The organism is Aeromonas sobria, from assembly GCF_050266975.1.
Taxonomy (GTDB): Bacteria; Pseudomonadota; Gammaproteobacteria; order Enterobacterales; family Aeromonadaceae; genus Aeromonas; species Aeromonas sobria_B.
In genome coordinates, this window is sequence record NZ_JBKISU010000001.1 from 115,747 (window position 1) to 136,454 (window position 20,708).

Here is a 20,708-nt window from a genome sequence, read left to right on the forward strand (position 1 = left end):
TATCGCCCCTCTATCCTCCCTGGCGGCGGGCGCTGACGACGGCGGGCCAGCCGGTGCGGTGGCCAGGCTGGGGGCCGCCAAGGGGGAGGTCATGGCGAAGGGAGGGCGGGGAGGGCAAGCGCGCCGGGCCCAGGGGTCGGATGGCGGGAGCCCTGGCAGGGGGGAGGGCGCTGGGCGGTGTGGCAAGGCCCGCCCCGGCTCGGGATCACCCCTTGCGGTTGGCGAGCTGGCGCAGCCGCTGGGCGCTCTGGCTCAGGCTCTGCTGCTGGGTCTCGCCGAGTGGGCACTGTTTGAGTACGTACTCGGCGGTGGCGACCACCGTCTTCCAGCGGGGGGCCTTGGGCAGGGTGTCCAGGCTCAGGTACTTGTCCAGGGTGCGGGTCTGGGGGCTGGATCTGTCCATGTAGACGCGCCACAGCTTGCTCTTCTCGGCCAGCACTATCTTGCCCTTGCCCGTGCTCTGCTGCCAGGCATCGAGGGCGAGGCGCATGGTGTCGACCAGGGCATGGCGCAGGGGATCCTCATCCTGCTGGCGGATCAGGTTGTCGGCCAGGGAGCGGAATTCGCCCCCGAGCCGGCTCAGCTCACCGAGCAGGTGGTCGTCCTCTATGATGGCCTGGCGCGACAGGCTCTTGAGGGCGTTCTCCAGGGCGGTGATCCTGTATTCATCCGGCGCTATCTGATTGCAGATGAGGGCGTAGGCGTGGCGGTCGTTGAGGCGGATGGGCAGGGCCCGCACCAGGGTCGATTCGCTCTGGCCTGCCACGCAGAACCCCAGGCTCTGTTCGGTGCGGCTCGCCATGTCCGGCCACTGCTCATTCAGGGGCTGGTTGAGCCACTCGTCCAGAGGCAGCCCCTCCATGGCCTCGGGCTCCTGGCCCAGGCGGGTGGCCAGGGCGCGGCTGGCAAACAGCACCACCCCCTGCTCGTCGATGAAGGCCATGGCATCGCCCCCCTCGCCGATGAGGGCGAGCAGCCGCTGCTGATCCTGGCGCAGGCTCTCCTGCAGGCTCAGCCTGTGCTCTATCTCCTGCTTGAGCAGGCGGTTCTCCACCAGGGTGGCCCGCCCCTGCCTCGCCTCGAGCAGGGCCCGTACCCGGGCGAACAGCTCCTCCTTGCAGAAGGGTTTGACCAGATAGTCGTTGGCGCCGGCATTGAACCCCTCCTCTATCTCCTTGGGTTGATTGAGGGCGGTGAGCAGCAGCACGGGCAGCTGATCCTTGGGGCTCTGCTGGCGCAGGCGCCGGCAGACATCGAACCCCGACAGGGTGGGCATCATGACGTCGAGCAGCACCAGATCCACCGGCTCGCTCGCCAGCTTGGCCAGGGCGTCGTGGCCGTCGCTGCTCGGCAGTATGCGATAGCCGCAGGGCTGCAAGAGGTGGCGCAGTATGTGCAAATTGATGGGTTCATCATCCACCACCAGCAGCAGGGGGGCCCCGGGAGGGGGGAGAGGCAGATCTTCGCTCTCCCATTCGGGCAGGCTCAGGGGCATGTGGCGCACCAGGGCCAGCTCCTTGGGGCGAGGCTCGCCGGGGGCGGGCAGGGCATCCTGATGGGAAAGGGGCAGGCAGACGCTGAAGGTGGAGCCGACGCTGGGCTCGCTCTGCACCGTCAGCCTGCCCCCCATCAGCTCGACCAGCTGGCGGGTGATGGAGAGGCCGAGGCCGGCCCCCTGCTTGCCTGCCTCGTGGCTCATCTGCACCAGGGGCTCGAAGATGTGCTCCAGGTTGTCCGGCGCTATGCCGATGCCGGTGTCCGTCACCTTGAGCCAGAGTCCCTGTTCATCCTGGCTGGCGCTCAGCACCACCTTGCCCTGGGGAGTGTACTTGATGGCGTTGCCCACCAGGTTGTAGAGCACCTGTTCGAGCCGCTGCTCGTCCGCCAGCACGGGGGGCAGCTCGTCCGGGGTGATGTCCACCAGGGTCAGCGGCTTGGCCTGCACCAGGTGCTGGCAGAGATCCAGCACCAGCCGCACCACCCCCTTGGGGTTGACCGGCCGGGAGTGGATCTCCAGCTGGCCGTAGCGCATCTGATGGTAATCGAGCAGATCGTCCACCAGGCGCGCCAGGCCATCGGCACTCTTGATGATGAGGCCCAGCTGTTGCTGCTGGCCGTCGCTCAGCTGCCGGCGGCTCGCCAGCATGGCTTCCGCCATCCCCTTGATGCCATGGATGGGGGTGCGCAGCTCGTGGGAGGTGTTGGCCAGCAGCTCATCCTTGAGCTTGTCCGCCTGTTGCAGGCTGAGGTTCTGCTTGTGGGTCAGCTTCACCTGCTGTTGCAGCTCCAGGGTCTGGCGCTCGATCAGCTCTATCTTCTCCTTCACCGAGCGCTGCATGTGGCGAAATGCCTGGGCGAGGCGGTCGATGTCATCCTCGGTACGGGGGATGGCGATGGGGTGATCCAGGGCGCCATCGGCCACCTGCTCGGCCGCGGCGGTGAGGGAGCGCAGGGGGGCCGTGATGGAGTTGGAGAGCCAGCGGGAGAAGAGGATCAGGAGCACCAGGGAGCTCAGGCCCAGCAGCAGGGAGAGGGTCTCCAGCTTGCGAATGGGATCATAGGCCTCCCGGGTCGAGATCTCGGCGATGAAGGCCCACTCGGTGTCGAATACCTTGACCTGGGTGTAGGCCGCCAGTACCTGGTCCCGTTGGTAAGATTCGAACAGGCCCACCCCCTGCTCGCCGGAGAGCGCCTTGAGGATCAGCGGGGTCTCGGGGGGACGAAAATCCGGGGAGAAGCTCTTCTCCACGCTGAAATCCGGCGCCAGCCAGGCATCGGCGCGCATCCGCTTGTCCGGGCCGATCAGGATGGTCTCACCCGTCTCCCCCAACCCCTCCCGCTCCCCCATGATCTCGTTGAGCTTGTCCGGGCGCAGCTCGAAGATCACCACGCCGCGCACATAGTCATATTGCATCACAGGGGTGGCGAGGTAGGCGACCACTTCGCCGGTCAGTTCGTTGCGGCCGAAGTCGGTGAACTCGAAGATCTGCTGGGGCGCCTCGCCGCTGTCGAGGCGGCGCTTGATGCGGGTGAAGGTGTGGCCAAGGCCGCTGCCCTGGTAGGGGCCCGACAGCAGGTTGGTGGCGAAGTTGGCGCGCTTGGTGACCGAGTAGACCACATCGCCGTTGATGTCGATGAGGAAGATGTCGCTGTAGTTGGACTTGCGCACCATGTCGGCATAGCCGCGGTGAAAACGCTGGTGGACCCGGCCATACATCTCGTCCGCCAGTATGAGGGCGCTGATGGCGGGCTCGATGTCGGCGCTCTGGCTGTCGGGCTTGCGCAGCTGATCCCAGGACCCCGTGATGTAGCGCTGCTGGGCGCGCTGGCGGGCGGCCTGGGGCGTGGTGCCGAGTTTTTCGAAGGCGCCGGTGAAGCCGTAGAAGCGGCCTATGCTGTTACCGGCAAAGTCTTGCTGGGAGAAGGCGAGGATCTGGGCCTTGAGGTTGGCGAAGTAGTCTTCCAACTGGCTCTTCTTGATGTTGCGCACCGACACCAGATGATTGGAGGTCTGGGCGGTGAGGTCTTTGCCATGGGTATGGAGAAAGAAGAGGGCGACCACCAGGAAGGGCACCATGCCCAGCATGAAAAACGCCAGCATCAGCTGTGTCTTGAGTCCGCGCGCCTTGAAAATCCATTTCATCGTCAACACATCATTCAATTGAGAAGCCAGTTAGTAACCTCGGCAGTCTCGGGCCAAAGAGTAGTCATTTCAATGGCTTTATCCAAATTTCGCCTGCGGGGTCACAGGGGGCGCACTTTTTTTACGCAAAGCGAATAAAGCCTGAGCAAACGGTGGGGGAGAGGGGAAAAAGCCGCAAAAAAGGGTTGTGCTGCCTCTCGGGGTACGTATAATGCGCCTCGTTGTCAGGCAAGACCGGGCAGCGAAGTTCAGGCGGGAATAGCTCAGTTGGTAGAGCACGACCTTGCCAAGGTCGGGGTCGCGAGTTCGAGTCTCGTTTCCCGCTCCAAATTGTCTCATCGACACCAAGGATGAGATGTCAAATCAAGGGTTGCCCTTGACCGTGTGGCGCGTTAGCAAAGCGGTTATGCAGCGGATTGCAAATCCGTTTAGTCCGGTTCGACTCCGGAACGTGCCTCCATATTCCTTCTCGTTTTATCCCCGCTTCCCAGTACGACATTCTCTCTTCTCTGTCTCTGTCGCATCGGCCAGGCATCTCCCTCGTTCTATCCGTGCTTTCAAGCATGAAAACGCCCTGTTTTCTGCCGTTATCTTTGTCGCATCGGCCAGAGATCGCCTTCGACCGTCTCCTTCGCTATCCCTGATCCAGCAAGAATTCACACCCGAGCGTCCGCCATTTGCCGGCCAGATAGCGTTGCAGTGATTCCGCCTCCTGCTGCGGCATGGACGACGCTGGCATCCTTCTCTCCTCCAGCTCGGCCATCTGCTGCCTGAGCAGGCCGCATTGCCACAGGCTGACGCTGGGTACGCCCTTGTCAGCGAAGGTTATCCTGTCATCGAGATTGCCACGCCACTGCTGCCATTCGCCATGGGCCAGGAGGGCGAGCAGCGCCAGGATCATCAGCTTGCCAACCTTCATCCTTCATGCCTCCCTGCCGTGCCTGTGCTAACTCTGGTCAAGGGAGCCGACCTTGACAAGTCCTGTTGTATTTTCGTTAAAAAACGTAATTTACACTCATCTTTAGCCTTTGCTGCGAAGCGTTGACCATGAAAGGGAAAATGGTGTAGTAATCCAACAACGATTGGCGTAAACTTTGTTCAGTGGTCTTACCAGTGAGGCGTTCCATCATGTTTCATCCCTTCTCCCTGATACACATCCTCGTGCGTCGTACCCTGGTGCTCCTGATCGGTGCGCTGGCGTTGCCCGTCATGCTGTTTCGCCGCGATCGGGCCCGTTTTTACAGCTATCTGCACCGGGTCTGGTGCAAGACCAGCACCAAACCCGTCTGGCTGAAGATGAGCGAGCGGGGCGAGCGCATCTTCTACTGACCCAGGCGGAAGACGCCGAGACGCAAACGGCAAAGAGCAGAAAGGCAGCATGGGCTGCCTTTTTTTATTTCTTTTTTTGTGTTTTAAAACAGCATTTTAGGGTGATTTCCTTGCAGGAAAAGTGGGGGGCAGGCCCTTTATGGGGGGCCAGGCTGAAAGCGTTGTGGCCTGGGGCCGGTTCTATAGAGTGATCCGCGCCGCGGTTCATTCAACCCGTCGACCTCTCTATTGATAAGGAAGCTGAACATGAAGATATCGATCGCTCACGCCTGTGCCATGACAGGCCTGCTGGCCCTGGGCAGCCAGTTCATCGCCGCGCCCGTCCAGGCGGCCGAGGAGAAAGAGAAGTGCTACGGCGTCGTCAAGGCGGGCCAGAATGATTGCGCGACCAAGAGCAGCTCCTGCGCCGGTACCGCCAAGACGGATGCCGCGGGTGACGCCTTCGTGGTCATGCCCAAGGGGCTGTGCGAAAAACTGGTCGGTGGCAGCCTGCAGCCGAAGTGAGCACTCATGGGGTGGCGCCGTCATGACGCCACTCCAGGGGTCAGATGAGGAGAGAAACCATGCACAGCGCCATCGGCATCGGTCTGCGCCCGCCCCATTATGACGTCATGCTGGCGACCCGGCCCGCCATCGGCTGGCTCGAGGTCCACAGCGAGAACTATTTCGAGCCCCACAGTCGCGCCTTCGCCGTCTTGTCGGCCCTGGCCGAACACTACCCCGTCAGCCTGCACGGCATCGGCATGTCGCTGGGATCCAGCGATCCCCTCGACCCTGACCATCTGGCCCGGCTGCGCGCCCTGGTGGCCTGCCTCAAGCCGGCGAGGGTCTCGGAGCACCTGAGCTGGGGCAGCGTGGACGGCCGTTACTTCAATGATCTGCTGCCCATGCCCTACACCCGGGCGGCCCTGGCCAGGATGAGCGACAAGGTAAAGCGGGTGCAGGATCTGCTGGGCTGCGAGCTGCTGATCGAGAATCCCTCCTCCTACCTGCAATTTGAGGGGGAGATGCCGGAGTGGGAATTTCTGGCCCGGCTGCAGCAAGAAAGTGGCTGCGGCCTCTTGCTCGACCTCAACAACCTCCATGTCAGTGCCTTCAATCAGGGCTTCTCCTGCACCGACTACCTGGCCGCCATCGAACTGGCGACGGTCAAGGAGATCCACCTGGCCGGCTTTACCGACAAGGCGCTCCCCGAGGGGCACCTCTATATCGACACCCACAGCTGCCCCGTGGCCGAGCCCGTCTGGGCCCTGTACCGCAGCCTCTGTGCCAGGGGCCCTCGGCCGACCCTGATCGAATGGGACAGCGAGATCCCGGCCCTGCCCGTGCTTATCGCCGAGGCGGACAAGGCCAGCCTCATCCTGGAGGCGGCCCTGGCCGAGGGGAAGGAGCTGAGCCATGTCTGACGCCATGGCCCATGATCCTGACTTGCTCGGCCTGCAGCGGGCGTTTGCCGCCAGCCAGCTGGGGATCTCCGATGAGGTCGCCGCCCGGGTGAGGCCGGGCCGCTTCACGGCCGAGGCCCTGCTGCAGCTTTATCGCAACAACTTCATCCTCAGTCTCACCGAGGTGCTGGCCGCGACCTATGGCGCGACCCGGGCCATGGTCGGCGAGGCATTCTTCGATGCCGCCGCCCGCGGCTTCATCCTGGCCTCTCCCCTTGAGGAGGGGAACGTCATGGGTTATGGCGCCGGGTTTGCAGACTGGCTGCGCGGATTGCCGACCACGGCGCACCTGCCCTGGTTGCCCGAGCTGGCGCTGTTCGAGTGGCAACTCGAGCGCACCGCCCTGCTGCCGCCCGAGACGCGCCGTTGGCCGGGGCAGGCGTTGGCGGCCCTGGCCCCGGAGGCCTGGGGGCGGGTACGGCTGCTGCTGGCCGACAACCTGACCCTGCTCCATTGCCGCGCCGATGTGGTCGGGCTGTGGCGCATGGCGCTGGCGCAAGGGGAGCTCCCCGCTGATCCCAACGCCCCCTGCTGGCTCGCCCTGCAAAAACAGCCGGACTTCAGCGTCCTCCCCCTGCCCCTGGCAGAGGGGCACTATCGGCTGCTGCATGCCTGCCAGTTGGGGGCGACGCTGGCCTCCCTCGACGCTGAGCCCGAGCTGGCAACCCTGCTGCCAGCCCTGGTGAGGCGGGGCTGGTTGGTGGGGTTTTCACAAGATGAGGATGATCCCGTCGCAGCGCCATCTGCCGCCATGCCATTGGCCGGGAGAGGGCCCGGCGATGCCGGGTTCGCCGATACACAAGGAGAGAGTCGATGAGAGCATTGATCGCACGGGGCCAGCAATGGGCCGAACGTTGGCAAGGGGCCCTGGCGGGGGCGGTACTGCTGCTGGCCAGGCTCTGGGTCGCCGCCGTCTTCCTGAGAGCCGGCTGGCTCAAGTTCACGGCCTGGGATTCCACCCTCTATCTGTTCGAGTTCGAATATCAGGTGCCCCTGCTGCCCTGGTTGTGGGCGGCCTATCTGGGCACGGCGACCGAGCTGCTGCTGCCCCTCTTCCTGCTGACGGGCCTCTTCACCCGGCCCGCCGCCCTGCTGCTGTTCGGCTTCAACGCCATGGCGGTCATCTCCTACCCCACCCTGTGGCCGGGGGGGTTTTACGATCATCAGCTGTGGGGCTGGATGCTGCTGACCCTGGTTGTGTGGGGCGCAGGCCCCCTGGCGCTGGACAGCTGGCGCCTTGCCAGGGGCCGCGGCGGTCATTAGGCTGGGCGCCAAATGAGGGGCGTAAGCGCCCCTCTTGTTCATCATGGTGACGGGAGCGAGGGCCCCCGTCATGCACCCAAGGAGAGAGAGGATGGTTCGCGAGGCCCTGGCCGCCGATATTCCCGCCCTGGTGCGTCTTCGCATGGCGCTGTTTGGTGAACTGGGGGAGCTCGATGATCCGCGGGCGAGCGATGCGCTGTGGCAGGCGACCCAATCCTATTTCAGCGCGGCACAGGCGGATGGCAGCGCCCGCTCCTGGCTGGTGGAGATCGATGGAGAAGCGGTGGCGTGCGCCACCCTGGCCCTCTTCGTGCGACCACCCTATCCCGGCAACCTGGCGGGGCGCGAGGGGTATCTGCTCAACCTCTACACCCGGCCAGCCTGGCGCAAGCGGGGCATGGCGTGGGCCCTGCTCGATGCCATGGTGACCCATGCCCGGGAACAGCGGCTGGGCAAGCTGTGGCTCCATGCCAGCGACCAGGGGCGATTGTTATACGAACAATTTGGTTTTGCGGGCAATCCAGCCTGCCTGGAGTGCTCCCTAGCCCCCTGATGCCCGGCGCCGGTTTTTCACACTGATCCCGACGGGAGTTTGCCTCGTACTGGAGCCCTTGGCGACGCAGTCGCTTTTCTATACACTGCGCGCCCGCCCCTTCACAGAGCTCTGACCACTGAGCCTGGGCCGCCCAGGATCACTGGGGGCCGGGTGCCACTCCGGATCGTCAACGAGGTAGAAGCGTCATGTTCAATCACAAACTCAAGGGACAGCTGCAGGCTTGTCAGACCCGGCTCGACGAGGCGCAGAGCATGGTCGAGGGGATCCAGGCAGGCGCCGCTGTCATCCTCTTCAGCCCGGACGGGGTGATCCTGGAGGTCAGCGAGCGCTTCCTGGCGCTGATGGGATATGGCGCCAGCGAACTGCCGGGGCGCCACCACAGCCTGCTCTGCCCAAGGGGGATGGACAAGTCTGGCGACTATCAGCAGTTCTGGAGCCGTCTGCGCCAGGGGCAGCCCCAGTCTGGCACCTTCGAGCGGGTCAACCAGAAGGGGGAGACCCGCTGGCTCGAGGCGAGCTATTTCCCGGTGAAGCAGCAGGGCAGGGTGACCCGGGTGGTCATGATTGCCCGCGACGTGACGGCGCGCCATCAGCGGCTGCAACGGCTGGAGGCGCTGGCCCAGGCGCTGGACCGCTCCCAGGCGATCATCGAGTTCACCCCGGACGGCGAGATCCTCGATGCCAATGCCAACTTCCTCGGCGCCATGGGCTATCGATTGAGCGAGCTGGTGGGCAAGCATCACAGGATCTTCTGCGACGAGGCTTTCTGGCGCGAACAGCCCCACTTCTGGGAGGAGCTGGCCCGGGGCCAGTTCAAGTCCGGCCTCTTCATGCGCTATAACAGCCGGGGGGAGGCCATCTGGCTGGAGGCCACCTATAACCCGATCCGGGACGAGCACGGCAAGGTGGTCAGGGTCATCAAGTTCGCCAGCGACATCACGGCCCGCATTCATCAGAGCCATGCCACCCGGGAAGCGGCCCGACTCGCCCACAGCACGGCCCAGGAGACCTTGCACAGTGCGGAGGAGGGGGCCGGGCTGCTGCGCGCCGTGGTCGACACCTCCTCTCTCATCGCCAGCCAGGTGGATGAGGCCACCGCCCTCATCGCTCAGCTCAACGAGCAGTCCAGGAGCATAGAGGCCATCGTCTCGACCATCAGCGCCATCGCCGATCAGACCAATCTGCTGGCCCTCAACGCCGCCATCGAGGCGGCCCGGGCCGGGGAGCAGGGACGGGGCTTTGCGGTGGTCGCCGACGAGGTACGCCAGCTGGCGGCCCGCACCAGCCTCTCCACCGGGGAGATAGCCAAGGTGGTGCAGAAGAACCGGGAGCTGACCGCCAGGGTGACCGAGGACATGGCCGGGGTGGCGGGCAGCGCCGAGCTCGGCAAGCAGCAGATAGCCGGCGTGGACAGGTTGATGACAGAGATCCACCAGGAGGCGAGCCGGGTCTCCCAGACGGTTTCCGCCCTCTCCATCTGAGTACGGGGCCGCGCCCGGCTTTGCCGCTCTGGACCTGTTCGAGCGAGTGCCCCCGGGTTATGTCACCCGGGACAGCGATGAGCGCTATCTGGGACAGGCTTTTGACAACCTGCTCGCCTTCGCCGCCGGGGCCCCGATCAACATGGTGACCCCTTCATGCGGCTGGGAGGCGCGGGCTGAGGCATGACGGCGTCAGGGGGCCGTCTGATGCGCCGTCGTGGGCGGCAGGCGCGCCTCGTAGTCGGCCAGTTCGAGGGGACTGTTGAGGTTGATAAAGGCATCCGGCTGATCGGCAAAGGGCACCACCGCCATCTGGTGGCGGGCGAACCAGGCCCCGGTCTTGCGCTCCCCTGACGCCAGGGCCAGTTGCAGGGAGGGGAGCAGGGCGCGATGGAGCAGGGCGACCACGGGCTGGAGGCGCTCGCCATCGTGGGCCACCACCAGCTCGGTATCCGGGCCGATGGCGGCGCGAAAGCGGGCCACCAGATCCCGGGGCAGGGCCGGGCCGTCACAGGGCACGAACAGCACCCAGTCGTGGCGGGCGGCGCCAAGACCGGCCTCCATGCCCGCGAGGGGCCCCTGAAAATCGGCCCGCCGATCGGCGATGACGGGGGCCAGGACGCGATAACGCTCCTCGCTGCGATTGGCATTGATCAGCACCTCGTCCACCTGGGGGCACAGACGCTCGAGCACGTGGGCGATCAGCGGCTTGCCCGCCAGGGGCACCCAGCCCTTGTCGTCCCCCCCCATGCGGCTGGCGCGGCCACCGGCCAGGATCACGGCACTCACGGGAAAGGGGGGGCGGGTCGGGGTCTTGATCTTCATGGCGCTCCATGGGGTCGATGGGGTGGCATGCCGCGTTCAGGGGATCGGGAGGCGGCGGCATGGAAAGTTTGCCGATCTTGCGCCAAGGGCCCCGCCGGGGCAAGCCCATCCCGGCCAGGTTCCGGCAGGAGAGGGGGCTTTGGCCGCAGGGTATGGCCGAGCTCACAAAATCGAACGGCCAAACGTCATATGATCCCTTCCCTATGGGTCTTGCACTCCTGCCAACTGGCAACTTCATGTAAATCAAAGAGAATGACTATGGCTACTGGACAATATCTGCTCTGGAAAGATGCAGAAGGCAACGCCTTTCGCCCCGTGTCCCTCACCGGCACAGACTTGCTCAACAACCGCTACCTCAACAAGAGCACGGCCTTCACCGAACAGGAGCGGGCCGACTTTGACCTAGATGGCCTGCTGCCGCCCCAGGTACAGACCTTCGAGGCCCAGCTGGAGCGGGTCTATCAGGGATTTCAGAGCGCCTGCAGCGACATCGAGAAATATCAGTACCTGCGGGCGCTGCAAGACAGGAACGAGACCCTGTTCTACGCCCTGCTCTCCCTTCATGTGGAGGAGATGACCCCCATCATCTATACCCCCACCGTGGGCAAGGCGTGCCAGGAGTTCAGCCACCGCTTCCAGAAGGCGCGCGGCCTCTACATCACGCCCCAGAATGTCGAGGAGATGGGGGCCCAGGCGCGCCACTTCGACAGCAAGGCGATCCGCATCATCGTCGTCACCGACAGCCAGGGCATTCTTGGCATCGGCGATCAGGGGGTGGGGGGCATGGGCATTCCCATCGGCAAACTCTCCCTCTATACCCTGGCCGCCGGCATCCACCCCGCCTGCTGCCTGCCCATCGCGCTGGACGTGGGCACCGACAACCAGGCGCTGCTGGACGATCCCATGTACCTGGGGCAGCCCCACAAACGTATCCGCGGCAAGGAGTATGACGACTTCATCGACAAGTTCGTGGCCGGGGTCCGCCGCCATTTCCCCAATGCGGTGCTGCAGTGGGAAGACTTCAGCAAGTCCAACGCCTTCAACAACCTGGCCCGCTACCAGCAGGCGCTGCCCTCCTTCAATGACGACATTCAGGGCACGGGGGCCGTGGTGCTGGCGGGGATCATCGGCACGGTCAAGGCCAAGGGGGAGACCCTGGGGGAGCAGACCTACCTGGTCTATGGCGCCGGTGCCGGCGGGGTCGGGGTGGCGGATCAGATCTGCGCCGGTCTCATCCGCGAGGGGCTTGAGCCCCAGGCGGCGCGGGATCGCATCTACATCCTCGATAGCCAGGGGCTGGTGTGCGACAACCGGGAGGGGCTGGACGAATACAAGCGCCGCTACGCCAAGCCGGGAGTGCTGCTGGCGCAGTGGGACACCGAGACGGCGGGGCGCGCCAGCCTCACGGACGTGCTGCGTCAGGTGCCGGTAACCGTGCTGCTCGGCACCAGCGGGGTGGGGGGCGCCTTTCGGGAGGAGCACATCCAGCTGATGCTGAGCCACTGTGAGCGCCCCATGGTGTTCCCCCTCTCCAACCCGACCGCCAACTGCGAGGCCCTGCCGGCGGATATCTATCGCTGGAGCCAGGGCCGGGCCGTGGTCGCCACCGGTAGTCCCTTCGCGGATGTGGAGTACGAGGGGGAGCGCTATCGGGTCGGTCAGGGCAACAACGTCTTCATCTTCCCCGGGGTCGGGCTGGCGGCCATCGTCGGTCAGGTCAGGGAGATAGGGGCCGACATGTTCACCACGGCGGCCTTCGCCCTGGCGGAGTGCGTTAGCCAGGATGATCTCGCCCGTGGCACCGTCTTCCCGCCGATCCGCGCCCTGAGGGCCATCTCGGTGCGGGTCGCCACCGCCGTGCTCAAGGACATAGTGCGCCGGGATCCGGGTCATCCCCTGATCGGCCAGGATCTGGAGCAGCACATCCTCAGCCATATGTGGGAGCCGACCTATCTGCCCTATCGCCGGGTCTAGGCCGGGGCGTGGTGATCAGCAGGCGGCCCTCGGGCCGCCTCGTTCGTCTCTGGCTCACGAAATAGACAAATAAAACATTATCTCCTGGGCAAACGATTGGCATTTTCGAGAAAGGTGCGTAAAATCGCGTCCTCGATGCTTGTAGCAACGAATCCCGCCTAAAAGGTTAGTTTCCTGCCCTCCCCAAGCAGTAAAAGGTCACAATTGGCGCTTTTTTGTGTCATTGCCGCCTTGAAAATATGTTGTGATGATTGAAAAGTGTGACATTTAGCTGTCAGTCATCAAAATCGTAAGGACGCTCATGTTTTCCTTAGTCAAGCAAAGTGTCGCCGGGCTGCAAATCCTGTTTGTCGCCTTCGGTGCCATGGTGCTGGTGCCCCTGCTCACCGGTCTGAACCCCGCCATGGCACTGCTCGGCGCCGGTGTCGGCACCCTGTTGTTCCAGCTCTGCACCCGCCGCCAGGTCCCGATCTTCCTCGGCTCCAGCTTCGCCTTCATCGCCCCCATCATCTATGCCACCCAGACCTGGGGACTGCCCTCCACCATGTTTGGCCTGTTTGCCGCCGGTTTCATGTACTTCATCCTGGCCGCCATCATACGGGTGCGCGGCATCGGCCTGGTGCACAAGCTGCTGCCCCCTGTGGTCATAGGCCCCGTCATCATGGTGATCGGCCTGTCGGTGGCCCAGGTGGCCTGCAACATGGCCATGGGCCGCGCCGGCAGTGAACAGGTGGTGGACCCGACCACGGCCCTGACTCTGGCGGGGATCTCCCTGACGGTGACCCTGATCGCCGCCGTGTTCTGCAAGGGCTGGATCAAGCTCATCCCCATCCTCTCCGGCGTGGTGGCCGGTTATGTGGCCGCCGTGCTGATGGGGCAGGTGAGCTTCGAGGGGATGGCCAATGCCCCCTGGCTGGCGCTGCCCCACTTCGAGACCCCGGAGATCAACTGGGCCGCGGCGCTCTTCATGCTGCCGGTGGCCATCGCCCCCTGCATCGAGCACATCGGCGGCGTGCTGGCCATCGGCGGCGTGACCGGGCAGGACTACACCAAGAACCCGGGCCTGCACCGCACCCTGGCCGGTGACGGCATCGGTGTCTGCTTCGCCGGCTTCATCGGTGGCCCCCCCGTCACCACCTATGCCGAAGTGACCGGGGCCGTGATGATCACCCGCAACTTCAACCCGGTCACCATGACCTGGGCCGCGGTGTTCGCCATCATCCTGGCCTTCTTTGGCAAGTTCAACGCCCTGCTCACCTCCATCCCCATGCCGGTGATGGGCGGCATCATGCTGCTGCTGTTCGGATCCATCGCTGCCATCGGTCTCAAGACCCTGGTGGAGTCCAAGGTGGACCTGGGCCTTGCCCGCAACATCGCCATCGTCGCCGTGACTCTGACCGTGGGCGTCGGCGCCCTGGAGATGAAGATTGGTGACTTCGCCCTGGCCGGGGTCGGCCTGGCCTCGGTGGCCGCGATCCTGCTCAACCTTATCCTGCCCCAGCACTCCGAAGAAGGGGTGATGGAGAGCGCCAAGGACTAAGGGACGATTCGTCAACTACGGCGATGACAAGAGGCCACCTTGGGTGGCCTCTCTCTTTCCTGCTCAGCTTCATCTTGCCCCAGCACTCCGAAGAGGGGGTGATGGAGAGCGCCAAGGACTAAGAGACGATTCGTCAACTATGGCAATGACAGGAGGCCACCCTAGGGTGGCCTCTCTCTTTCCTGCTCAGCTTCATCTTGCCCCAGCACTCCGAAGAAGGGGTCATGGCGTCGGCCAAGGACTAAGAGACGATTCGTCAACTACGGCGATGACAGGAGGCCACCCCAGGGTGGCCTCTCTCTTTCCTGCTCAGCTTCATCTTGCCCCAGCACTTCGAAAAGGGTGTCATGGCGTCGGCCAAGGACTAAGAGACGATTCGTCAACTACGGCGATGACAGTAGGCCACCCCAGGGTGGCCTACTGCTGTTGCTCCCCTGGCTATCCTCGGCAGATGCCAGCCCCCGCCAGCGCCCCGGGCCACGGCCGGGATGCTGGCGACTACACTCAGGGGCGTCGTTCACACTCAAGGAGAGGAAGATGAAGACGAGATGGATCCTGGCCCTGCTTGGGCTCATATGGGGGACAGCAGCCCAGGCCGGTGCGGTACGCTACCAGGTCGATGGTCAGCCCTTCGAGGGCTATTACCTGGCCGCCGCCGACAAGCAGGCTCCCCTGGTGGTGGTGGTTCACGACTGGGACGGGTTGACGGAGTACGAGGTGAAGCGGGCCGAGATGCTGGTGGCGCTCGGCTACAGCGTGTTCGCGGTGGACTTGTTCGGCGCCGGAGTCAGGCCGACCGAGGTGGAGGAGCGAAGGCGGCTCACCGGGGCCCTCTATCAGGACAGGGCCAAGATGCGCAGGCTGTTGCAGGAGGGGCTCGCCGAGGCGGGCAGGCAGGGGGGGCGGCTCGACAATGCGGTGGCGATCGGCTACTGCTTTGGTGGTGCCGCCGTGCTGGAACTGGCCCGCAGCGGCGCCAGTCTCAAGGGGATAGTCAGCGTCCATGGCGGCCTGACCACGCCCCCCGACCAGAATTACCAGCAGGCCAAGGGGCGGCTGCTGATCCAGCATGGCAGTGCCGACGAGGCCGTCTCCCTCACCGATCTGGCTACCCTGATCGGCGAACTGGAGGCGGCAGGGGTCAACCATGAGGCGACCAGTTACAGCGGCGCCCCCCACGCCTTCAGCGTGCTGGGTGGCGCCAACTACCGTGCCGACGCCGATGCCAAATCCTGGCTGCGCTTCACCGAGTTTCTCGGCGAGGTGACCAAGGGATAGAGGGTGAATGGTCACTGACAAGGGGCCGGATTGCCCCCGACCCATGCAGACATGGGAGAGGGATCTGGCCATCCCGCAAGCGAGATGGAAAGGAGTCATGAAATGCGTCAATGGATCCAGATGTTAACCGTGCTGCTGCTCGTTGGTTGCGCCGCCAAGGGGGATACCCCGGCCGAGCAGCGCAGCAGCATTTTGCAGATGCGTCAGCAGACGCTCTCTACCTTGTATGGGCAGGATCCCAACATCAGACAGGAAGTGACGAGATCCCGCGGCTATGCCGTTTTTACCAATGTGAACAACAACCTGCTGTTGCTCAGCGCGGGCAGTGGTTACGGCGTGCTCCGTGACAACCGCACCGGTCGTGACACCTATATGAAGATGGCCACGGCGGGGATGGGGATTGGCATGGGGATCAAGAAATTCCAGGCGTTGATCATCTTCAACGATGTCGCCGCTCTGGATCGCTTCATCACGACCGGTTTCGATGCCAGCGCCCAGGCGGATTTGGCCGCCAAGTCGGCGGACGATGGCAAGGTCGTGCTCAGCGAGGCCGCCAACGCCGACTTCCAGAAGGTGAAGATGTATCAGCTCACCGAGCAGGGGGTGGCGGTGCAGGCCACCATGCAGGGCTATAAATACTGGCCGGATGATGAGCTCAACGAGGCCCGATAACCCCTGAGCGGGTCCTCTCCACGCGCGGCGCTTATCAAGGCGCCGCGTCCACTTCTGCGACCAGGGGCCCCTGGCCGCCCTTGCCAAGATCCAGCACCCTGACCCACATGGCCCCTTCTCCCACAGGATGGCGCGCGAGCAGCGTGAGCCGGCCGCTATCGGGGTCGATACGGTGCAGCGCCACCTCATGAGACTGCTGCCCGGTGGCGATGAGCCAGCGGCCGCCGTGGTCGATGACAAAGCCGCGGGGACAGGATTCGGTCGGGAAGTGGCCGAGGGACGCCAGGGCGCCATCCACCTCGTCGACCCCGAACAGGGTGAGCAGGCTGCTGGTCCGCTCGCTGGTATAGAGAAAGCGGCCATCTGGCGTGAGATGAAGGTCCGCTCCCCAGCGTTTCCCCTCATAGCCTGCCGGCAGCAGGTCCAGGCTCTGCCGCGCCCTGATCCGCCCGTCCGCCTCCCTGTGGTAGCGGTTGAGGGTGCCATCGAGTTCGTTCAGGCAGTAGAGATCGCCGTTGTTCGGGTGCAGCGCCAGATGGCGCGGCCCTGCGCCGGGGGCGGTGTGGATGTCGCCCTGGGGGTGGGGAGCCAGGCGAGCGTCATCGTCCAGGGTAAAACGGCGGATGACGTCCTCCTTGAGGCAGGCGACCAGCAGCTCCTGTACACCGTCTTTCCCCACCAGCCAGGTCACCGAGTGGGCGGCCATCAGGCAGTCGAGACGCTGGTGGGGAGCCTGCACCCGGCCCGCCTCATCCACGGGGGACAGGCTGACATGGTCGAAGGCGTAGGAGGCGGCAAAGAAGAGGCGACCAGTCCCATCCGTGCAGGTATGGGAGGCGCTGCCCTCGAGGGGGGCCGAGAAGGGCTCCCCCAGCCGGCCATCGGCGGCGATGGGGTAGCTCAGCACCCGAAAGTCGGGCCGCACCCCGGCATAGAGCCAGCGCCGATCAGGGCTGATGACCAGGGGCTGTACCTGGCCCCCGGTCTGCACCCGCTGCAACGGCGCCAGCTCATCCTCGGTCAGCGCAAAGACATGGATCAACCCGCTAAGCGGATTGGCGACATAGACGACTTGTTGCATGCTGTTCTCCTTGACGCCGAGCCCTGTCCTGCTGGTGAGCAGGCCGTCTATTTCTCCAGGCTGAGCAGATAGTTGCGCAGGTTGACGCCGCGACTGGCCAGCCCCGACTTTGTTGCCGCACGCGCTATTTCTCCAGACTGAGCAGGTAGTTGCGCAGGTTGACGCCGCGATTGGCCAATCCCAGCTTGATGCGCACGCTGTTGCGGTGATTCTCCACCGTCTTGCGCGCCACATTGAGGGCGCTGGCGATCTCCTGGCTGGACATGCCGCTGCGGATAAATTCGGCCACCTGCAGTTCCGAGGGGGTCAGCACCGCCAGCAGGCGCTGGTTTCCCTCCTCCTGCAGGCTGTTCTCCATGCTGGTGCGGATGAGCTCCAGACACATCTTGAGGGCCGGGTCCTGGATCTGGGCGAGTTTTTGCTCGACCTCGGGCAGGTGGCGGGCGATCAGTTGCTGACGCTGCTCACCGGACGCCGCCGGGTTGTCGCCGAGTGCGGCCAGGGAGTGGCCCAGCTCGTTGATGAGGCGGTGATCCTGCTCGATGGCGGAGGCATCCTGACCCTCGCTCGGCTTGATCTGCAGGCACCAGATGCGGGCGCCGTCCAAGTCATCGTGGGGGAACAGCTCGAAGGCGAGGTTGAGGATCTCGAAACGCAGGGGCGGCAGGTTGGCCAGGATCCGCTGGCGGATGGCCCTCAGATGATCGGGCCCGACCAGAAACACCAGATCGTCGAGGCGGCAGAGGGTCAGGGTATCCACCGGATAGCTCGATGCCACCACCCGCTCCTGCTCATCGAAGCTGATGAAATAGATGTCATTGCGCGCCAACAGTCGATGGCAGAGCCCCTGCTCGCCCATGGGGGTCAGCTTGTTACTCATGTCCTGTCCAGTCCTGCCTCTCTCATCTCGTCCGTGCCTCCCGATCCGCCCCGGTTTTTGCGCCTTTCTTACTCATGAAATACCCAGGCGGCCAGGTTTTTTCTGATTGGGAATTAACAATAATTGAACATTTTGTGAGGGGGATCCCGGAAATAGCCCGAGCTTTAGTGAGGTATGTCTCATTAAAGGCTATAAAACACCTAGATAATACCTATCAACCACTCAATGGATATAGGGAGAATACCATGTTGGCAACGCGCTCACACTGTTTACTGGCGGGACTGATCGCCACTCTGCTGCTGGGCACCCCCGCCCACGGCGCCGATATCACCACCACCCTCGGGCCGAACGGTGAACAGCCGACCCCCTATACCCAGGTAACACTCACCCCGGCCCAGCAGGAAAAGGTGAGGGCCCAGGACTACACGGCCGCCATCCTGATGCACACCACCTCGGACTGGTCGAGTGCCCTCATCAAGGGGGCCAAGGACAAGTTTGCGGAGTTGAACGTCAAGGTGGTGGCGGTCACCGATGCCGAGTTCAATGCCAACAAGCAGAAGACGGACGTGGAAACCGTGATGGCCATGGCCCCCGACATCATTCTCACCCTGGTGGTCGATCCCGTCTCCGGCGCCGCCGCCATGCGGCGGCGGTGCGTGGCCTGCATCAGGGCGGCATCTGTGGCAGCGGCAAGCACTTCCCGGGTCACGGGGATACCCATGGCGATACCCACAGGGAGATCCCCAGGGTCGACAAGTCCCTGGACGAGCTGCGCGAGCAGGGTCTGCGCCCCTTCCAGGCCGCCATCGATGCCGGGGTGGATCTCATCATGACCAGCCACATCCTCTACCCCCAGATCGACGGCGACCACCCGGCGACCCTCTCCCGAGTCATCTTGCAGGATCTGCTGCGCGCCGAGATGGGCTTTGACGGCATCATCATCTCAGACAGCATGAACATGGGGGCCATCGTCCATCACTACTCCCCCGCCACGGCGGCGGTGCAGGCGCTCAAGGCGGGCATCACCATGATCATGCTCTCCGAGGAGCATTACGATCACAGCGACGCCTACCTCGACAAGCAGCTCGCCATGATCCACGGCATCATGGCCGCAGTGGCGGCAGGGGATCTGGACGAGGCGGTGATCGATGCCGCCCTGGCCCGCATCGTCGCCTTCAAGCTCGCCAAGCTGGTGCCCATGGCGCGCTATCAGCCCATCGACATGGCCAGCAACCAGCAGGTGGCCAACGGCTGCGCCGGGGCGGCCCTCACCTGGCTGCGTCAGGTGCCCGAGCTGGGGGAGGCGCCCCTGTATGTGCTCAACGCCACCCCGGCGGCCAGCTATCACAATCTCACCAACCCCAGGGGCATAGGCCCCAATCAGAAGGAACCCGCCTTCGATCACTTCCTCGCCGCCCTGAGCCGGGGCACCCGGCTGGTGCGCGCCGTGACGGCCGATCGGCTGGAGAATGTGGAGGATGGCTGGCTGCTGGTGGTGACGGAACATCACCCCCTGCCTGGGGAGGATTTTGCCCAGGAGGAGGCCCAGGCCATGGTGCGCCGGCTCAGCCGCGAGGTGGAGAAACTGATCGTCGTGGCCCTGCGCAGTCCGTACGACCTGCTCGGCTACCCGGATGTGCGCTATTACCTGTGCAGCCACTCGGCCCGTCCCGAGAGTGCCCGCGCCGCCGCCGAGGTGTTGCTCGGCACGTTGGCGACCCAGCAGGGGAGGGCGGTGAGCCTGGTCAGTTAAGGTTTGGTTTTGCCCGCCGTCCCCGATGGCGGGTGCTCTCCTGGGTGTCTGTGGTTGGGAGCTTGTGTGGGCGTTTGCCCAGTGATGAATGGACTAATACGAGGATTCAGGCTTTGCAAACCACCATGAAAATAGTGTCGGCAACCGTGTTGCTGGCATTGGCTGCCCCCGCCCTGGCGGCGAAGGGCGGCACCCAGGACTGCCTGGATGCGCTGCGCGACTTCGAATCCGACATCAACCCGGCGCTGGCCGATTTCTATCTGCAAAACCAGGGCAACCCCGTTACACCTATGCCCAGGTGACGGCGCCGGGTCGCCTGGTGCGGGACTGCTCCACAGGCACCTTGCTCTTCGAACCCACCACCATCAGCGGTTTCTTCGACAAGCTGGGGATAGGCAGCCTCTACAACCCCGCCACCCCGACCGATGGGGCCATGTTCAGGACCATGCAGTACAACTCCCTGAACGCCTGGGGCTTCATCGGCTATCAGCTGGGGGAGGCGGTGCTGATCGATACCGGCTACTACAGCCCGAAACAGGTGACGGTGGATGGCAAGGAGTACGACGGCTTCTACATGTTCGTGCCCGATTCCACCTGGGCCGGTTGCAAGACCGAGGCCCTGGCCGAGATCGAGGGCTCGGGTGGCAACAAGGTCTATGTGACGGACGTGAACCGCTGGCAGGGCACCTTAGTCGGCAAGCATGGCGTCAACAGCCTCGCGGATCTGCGCCTGCCCGAGAAGCAGGAGCTGGTGATGCGCGATGCCTGCACTTCAACTATCAGGTGATCAGCAAGCTGCTCAAGGACGCCAACATGACCTGGGCCCAGGCCCTGGCCAAGAGCTGGCCCGATACCGATGACAACGGTCAGCCTATCCAGGTGCAGGCCACCCTATCCGGCATCTTGGCGGCGGCGCACCTGCGCGGCGCCTGGGGGGGAGGTCCCTGATCTGAACTGGGGCTGGAACATGACCCTGGTGGTCAATCGC

The 20,708-nt window shown here is 64.3% G+C and carries 20 protein-coding genes and 2 tRNA genes; 17 read left to right on the forward strand and 5 right to left on the reverse strand.

All coding sequences use genetic code 11. From position 1 onward, the window contains the following. Window positions 1-205: 205 nt before the first annotated feature. Window positions 206-3,643 carry an ATP-binding protein gene (locus ACLHZ1_RS00550; protein WP_427260516.1) on the reverse strand — a complete coding sequence of 1,146 codons (3,438 nt, stop codon included), beginning with the start codon at window positions 3,641-3,643 and terminating at the stop codon, window positions 206-208. 252 nt (window positions 3,644-3,895) lie between these two features. On the opposite strand from ACLHZ1_RS00550, the gene ACLHZ1_RS00555 reads away from it, so the two are divergent. Together ACLHZ1_RS00555 and ACLHZ1_RS00560 are read left to right on the forward strand one after the other, a co-directional pair. Beyond that, window positions 3,896-3,971, forward strand: a tRNA-Gly gene (locus tag ACLHZ1_RS00555). A gap of 58 nt (window positions 3,972-4,029) precedes the next feature. Beyond that, window positions 4,030-4,103, forward strand: a tRNA-Cys gene (locus ACLHZ1_RS00560). A gap of 174 nt (window positions 4,104-4,277) precedes the next feature. On the opposite strand, the gene ACLHZ1_RS00565 is transcribed toward ACLHZ1_RS00560, so the two are convergent. Further along, the gene (locus ACLHZ1_RS00565; RefSeq protein ID WP_427260517.1) at window positions 4,278-4,562 is read right to left on the reverse strand and encodes a hypothetical protein; all 285 of its coding nucleotides are present in this window, start codon (window positions 4,560-4,562) and stop codon (window positions 4,278-4,280) included. A gap of 209 nt (window positions 4,563-4,771) precedes the next feature. Between ACLHZ1_RS00565 and ACLHZ1_RS00570 the strand changes: the two genes are divergently transcribed. The 7 genes from ACLHZ1_RS00570 to ACLHZ1_RS00600 all read left to right on the forward strand — a co-directional run bounded on the left by ACLHZ1_RS00570 (window position 4,772) and on the right by ACLHZ1_RS00600 (window position 9,717). Beyond that, window positions 4,772-4,972 (forward strand): YbfA family protein, encoded by a 201-nt coding sequence (locus ACLHZ1_RS00570; protein WP_408796379.1) that lies wholly within the window; start codon window positions 4,772-4,774, stop codon window positions 4,970-4,972. Window positions 4,973-5,212: 240 nt separating this feature from the next. Beyond that, window positions 5,213-5,476, forward strand: a complete 264-nt coding sequence (locus tag ACLHZ1_RS00575) for a BufA1 family periplasmic bufferin-type metallophore (RefSeq protein ID WP_408796483.1) — start codon at window positions 5,213-5,215, stop codon at window positions 5,474-5,476. Between the two features lie 59 nt (window positions 5,477-5,535). After that, complete coding sequence (locus ACLHZ1_RS00580) at window positions 5,536-6,378, forward strand: DUF692 domain-containing protein (protein ID WP_427260518.1); 843 nt, start codon at window positions 5,536-5,538, stop codon at window positions 6,376-6,378. Further along, window positions 6,371-7,234: a DNA-binding domain-containing protein gene (locus ACLHZ1_RS00585; RefSeq protein ID WP_427260519.1), complete on the forward strand. Its 864-nt coding sequence runs from the start codon at window positions 6,371-6,373 to the stop codon at window positions 7,232-7,234. The genes ACLHZ1_RS00580 and ACLHZ1_RS00585 overlap by 8 nt, the downstream gene beginning before the upstream one ends. Beyond that, window positions 7,231-7,680: a DoxX family protein gene (locus ACLHZ1_RS00590; RefSeq protein WP_408796376.1), complete on the forward strand. Its 450-nt coding sequence runs from the start codon at window positions 7,231-7,233 to the stop codon at window positions 7,678-7,680. The genes ACLHZ1_RS00585 and ACLHZ1_RS00590 overlap by 4 nt, the downstream gene beginning before the upstream one ends. A 91-nt stretch (window positions 7,681-7,771) precedes the next feature. Further along, on the forward strand, window positions 7,772-8,233 hold the full coding sequence (locus tag ACLHZ1_RS00595; protein ID WP_427260520.1) for a GNAT family N-acetyltransferase: 462 nt from the start codon (window positions 7,772-7,774) through the stop codon (window positions 8,231-8,233). Window positions 8,234-8,421: 188 nt separating this feature from the next. After that, on the forward strand, window positions 8,422-9,717 hold the full coding sequence (locus ACLHZ1_RS00600) for a methyl-accepting chemotaxis protein (RefSeq protein WP_427260521.1): 1,296 nt from the start codon (window positions 8,422-8,424) through the stop codon (window positions 9,715-9,717). Between the two features lie 192 nt (window positions 9,718-9,909). Here the strand turns inward: ACLHZ1_RS00600 and mobA are convergent, their stop codons facing one another. Further along, window positions 9,910-10,542, reverse strand: a complete 633-nt coding sequence (mobA, locus tag ACLHZ1_RS00605; protein ID WP_427260522.1) for a molybdenum cofactor guanylyltransferase MobA — start codon at window positions 10,540-10,542, stop codon at window positions 9,910-9,912. Between the two features lie 258 nt (window positions 10,543-10,800). Between mobA and ACLHZ1_RS00610 the strand changes: the two genes are divergently transcribed. From ACLHZ1_RS00610 to ACLHZ1_RS00625, 4 genes are all read left to right on the forward strand, one after another. Beyond that, window positions 10,801-12,516, forward strand: a complete 1,716-nt coding sequence (locus tag ACLHZ1_RS00610) for an NAD-dependent malic enzyme (RefSeq protein WP_427260523.1) — start codon at window positions 10,801-10,803, stop codon at window positions 12,514-12,516. Window positions 12,517-12,817: 301 nt separating this feature from the next. Then, window positions 12,818-14,056 carry a uracil-xanthine permease family protein gene (locus ACLHZ1_RS00615; RefSeq protein WP_427260524.1) on the forward strand — a complete coding sequence of 413 codons (1,239 nt, stop codon included), beginning with the start codon at window positions 12,818-12,820 and terminating at the stop codon, window positions 14,054-14,056. Window positions 14,057-14,593: 537 nt separating this feature from the next. Further along, entirely contained in the window at window positions 14,594-15,334 is a 741-nt protein-coding gene (locus ACLHZ1_RS00620) for a dienelactone hydrolase family protein (protein ID WP_427260525.1), read from the forward strand. Window positions 15,335-15,436: 102 nt separating this feature from the next. Next, window positions 15,437-16,006: a hypothetical protein gene (locus tag ACLHZ1_RS00625; RefSeq protein ID WP_427260526.1), complete on the forward strand. Its 570-nt coding sequence runs from the start codon at window positions 15,437-15,439 to the stop codon at window positions 16,004-16,006. 34 nt (window positions 16,007-16,040) lie between these two features. Here the strand turns inward: ACLHZ1_RS00625 and ACLHZ1_RS00630 are convergent, their stop codons facing one another. Beyond that, window positions 16,041-17,087 (reverse strand): beta-propeller fold lactonase family protein, encoded by a 1,047-nt coding sequence (locus ACLHZ1_RS00630; RefSeq protein WP_427260527.1) that lies wholly within the window; start codon window positions 17,085-17,087, stop codon window positions 16,041-16,043. A gap of 124 nt (window positions 17,088-17,211) precedes the next feature. Then, on the reverse strand, window positions 17,212-17,967 hold the full coding sequence (locus ACLHZ1_RS00635) for a helix-turn-helix transcriptional regulator (RefSeq protein WP_427260528.1): 756 nt from the start codon (window positions 17,965-17,967) through the stop codon (window positions 17,212-17,214). Window positions 17,968-18,619: 652 nt separating this feature from the next. Between ACLHZ1_RS00635 and ACLHZ1_RS00640 the strand changes: the two genes are divergently transcribed. The 4 genes from ACLHZ1_RS00640 to ACLHZ1_RS00655 all read left to right on the forward strand — a co-directional run bounded on the left by ACLHZ1_RS00640 (window position 18,620) and on the right by ACLHZ1_RS00655 (window position 20,668). Further along, entirely contained in the window at window positions 18,620-19,720 is a 1,101-nt protein-coding gene (locus ACLHZ1_RS00640) for a glycoside hydrolase family 3 N-terminal domain-containing protein (RefSeq protein ID WP_427260529.1), read from the forward strand. A 113-nt stretch (window positions 19,721-19,833) separates the two neighbouring features. Then, window positions 19,834-20,022, forward strand: coding sequence for a hypothetical protein (locus ACLHZ1_RS00645; protein WP_427260530.1), 189 nt, complete (start codon window positions 19,834-19,836; stop codon window positions 20,020-20,022). Continuing rightward, window positions 20,019-20,507 carry a hypothetical protein gene (locus tag ACLHZ1_RS00650; protein ID WP_427260531.1) on the forward strand — a complete coding sequence of 163 codons (489 nt, stop codon included), beginning with the start codon at window positions 20,019-20,021 and terminating at the stop codon, window positions 20,505-20,507. Before ACLHZ1_RS00645 ends, ACLHZ1_RS00650 begins: the two co-directional genes overlap by 4 nt. A gap of 26 nt (window positions 20,508-20,533) precedes the next feature. Further along, complete coding sequence (locus ACLHZ1_RS00655; RefSeq protein ID WP_427260532.1) at window positions 20,534-20,668, forward strand: hypothetical protein; 135 nt, start codon at window positions 20,534-20,536, stop codon at window positions 20,666-20,668. Window positions 20,669-20,708: the final 40 nt, after the last annotated feature.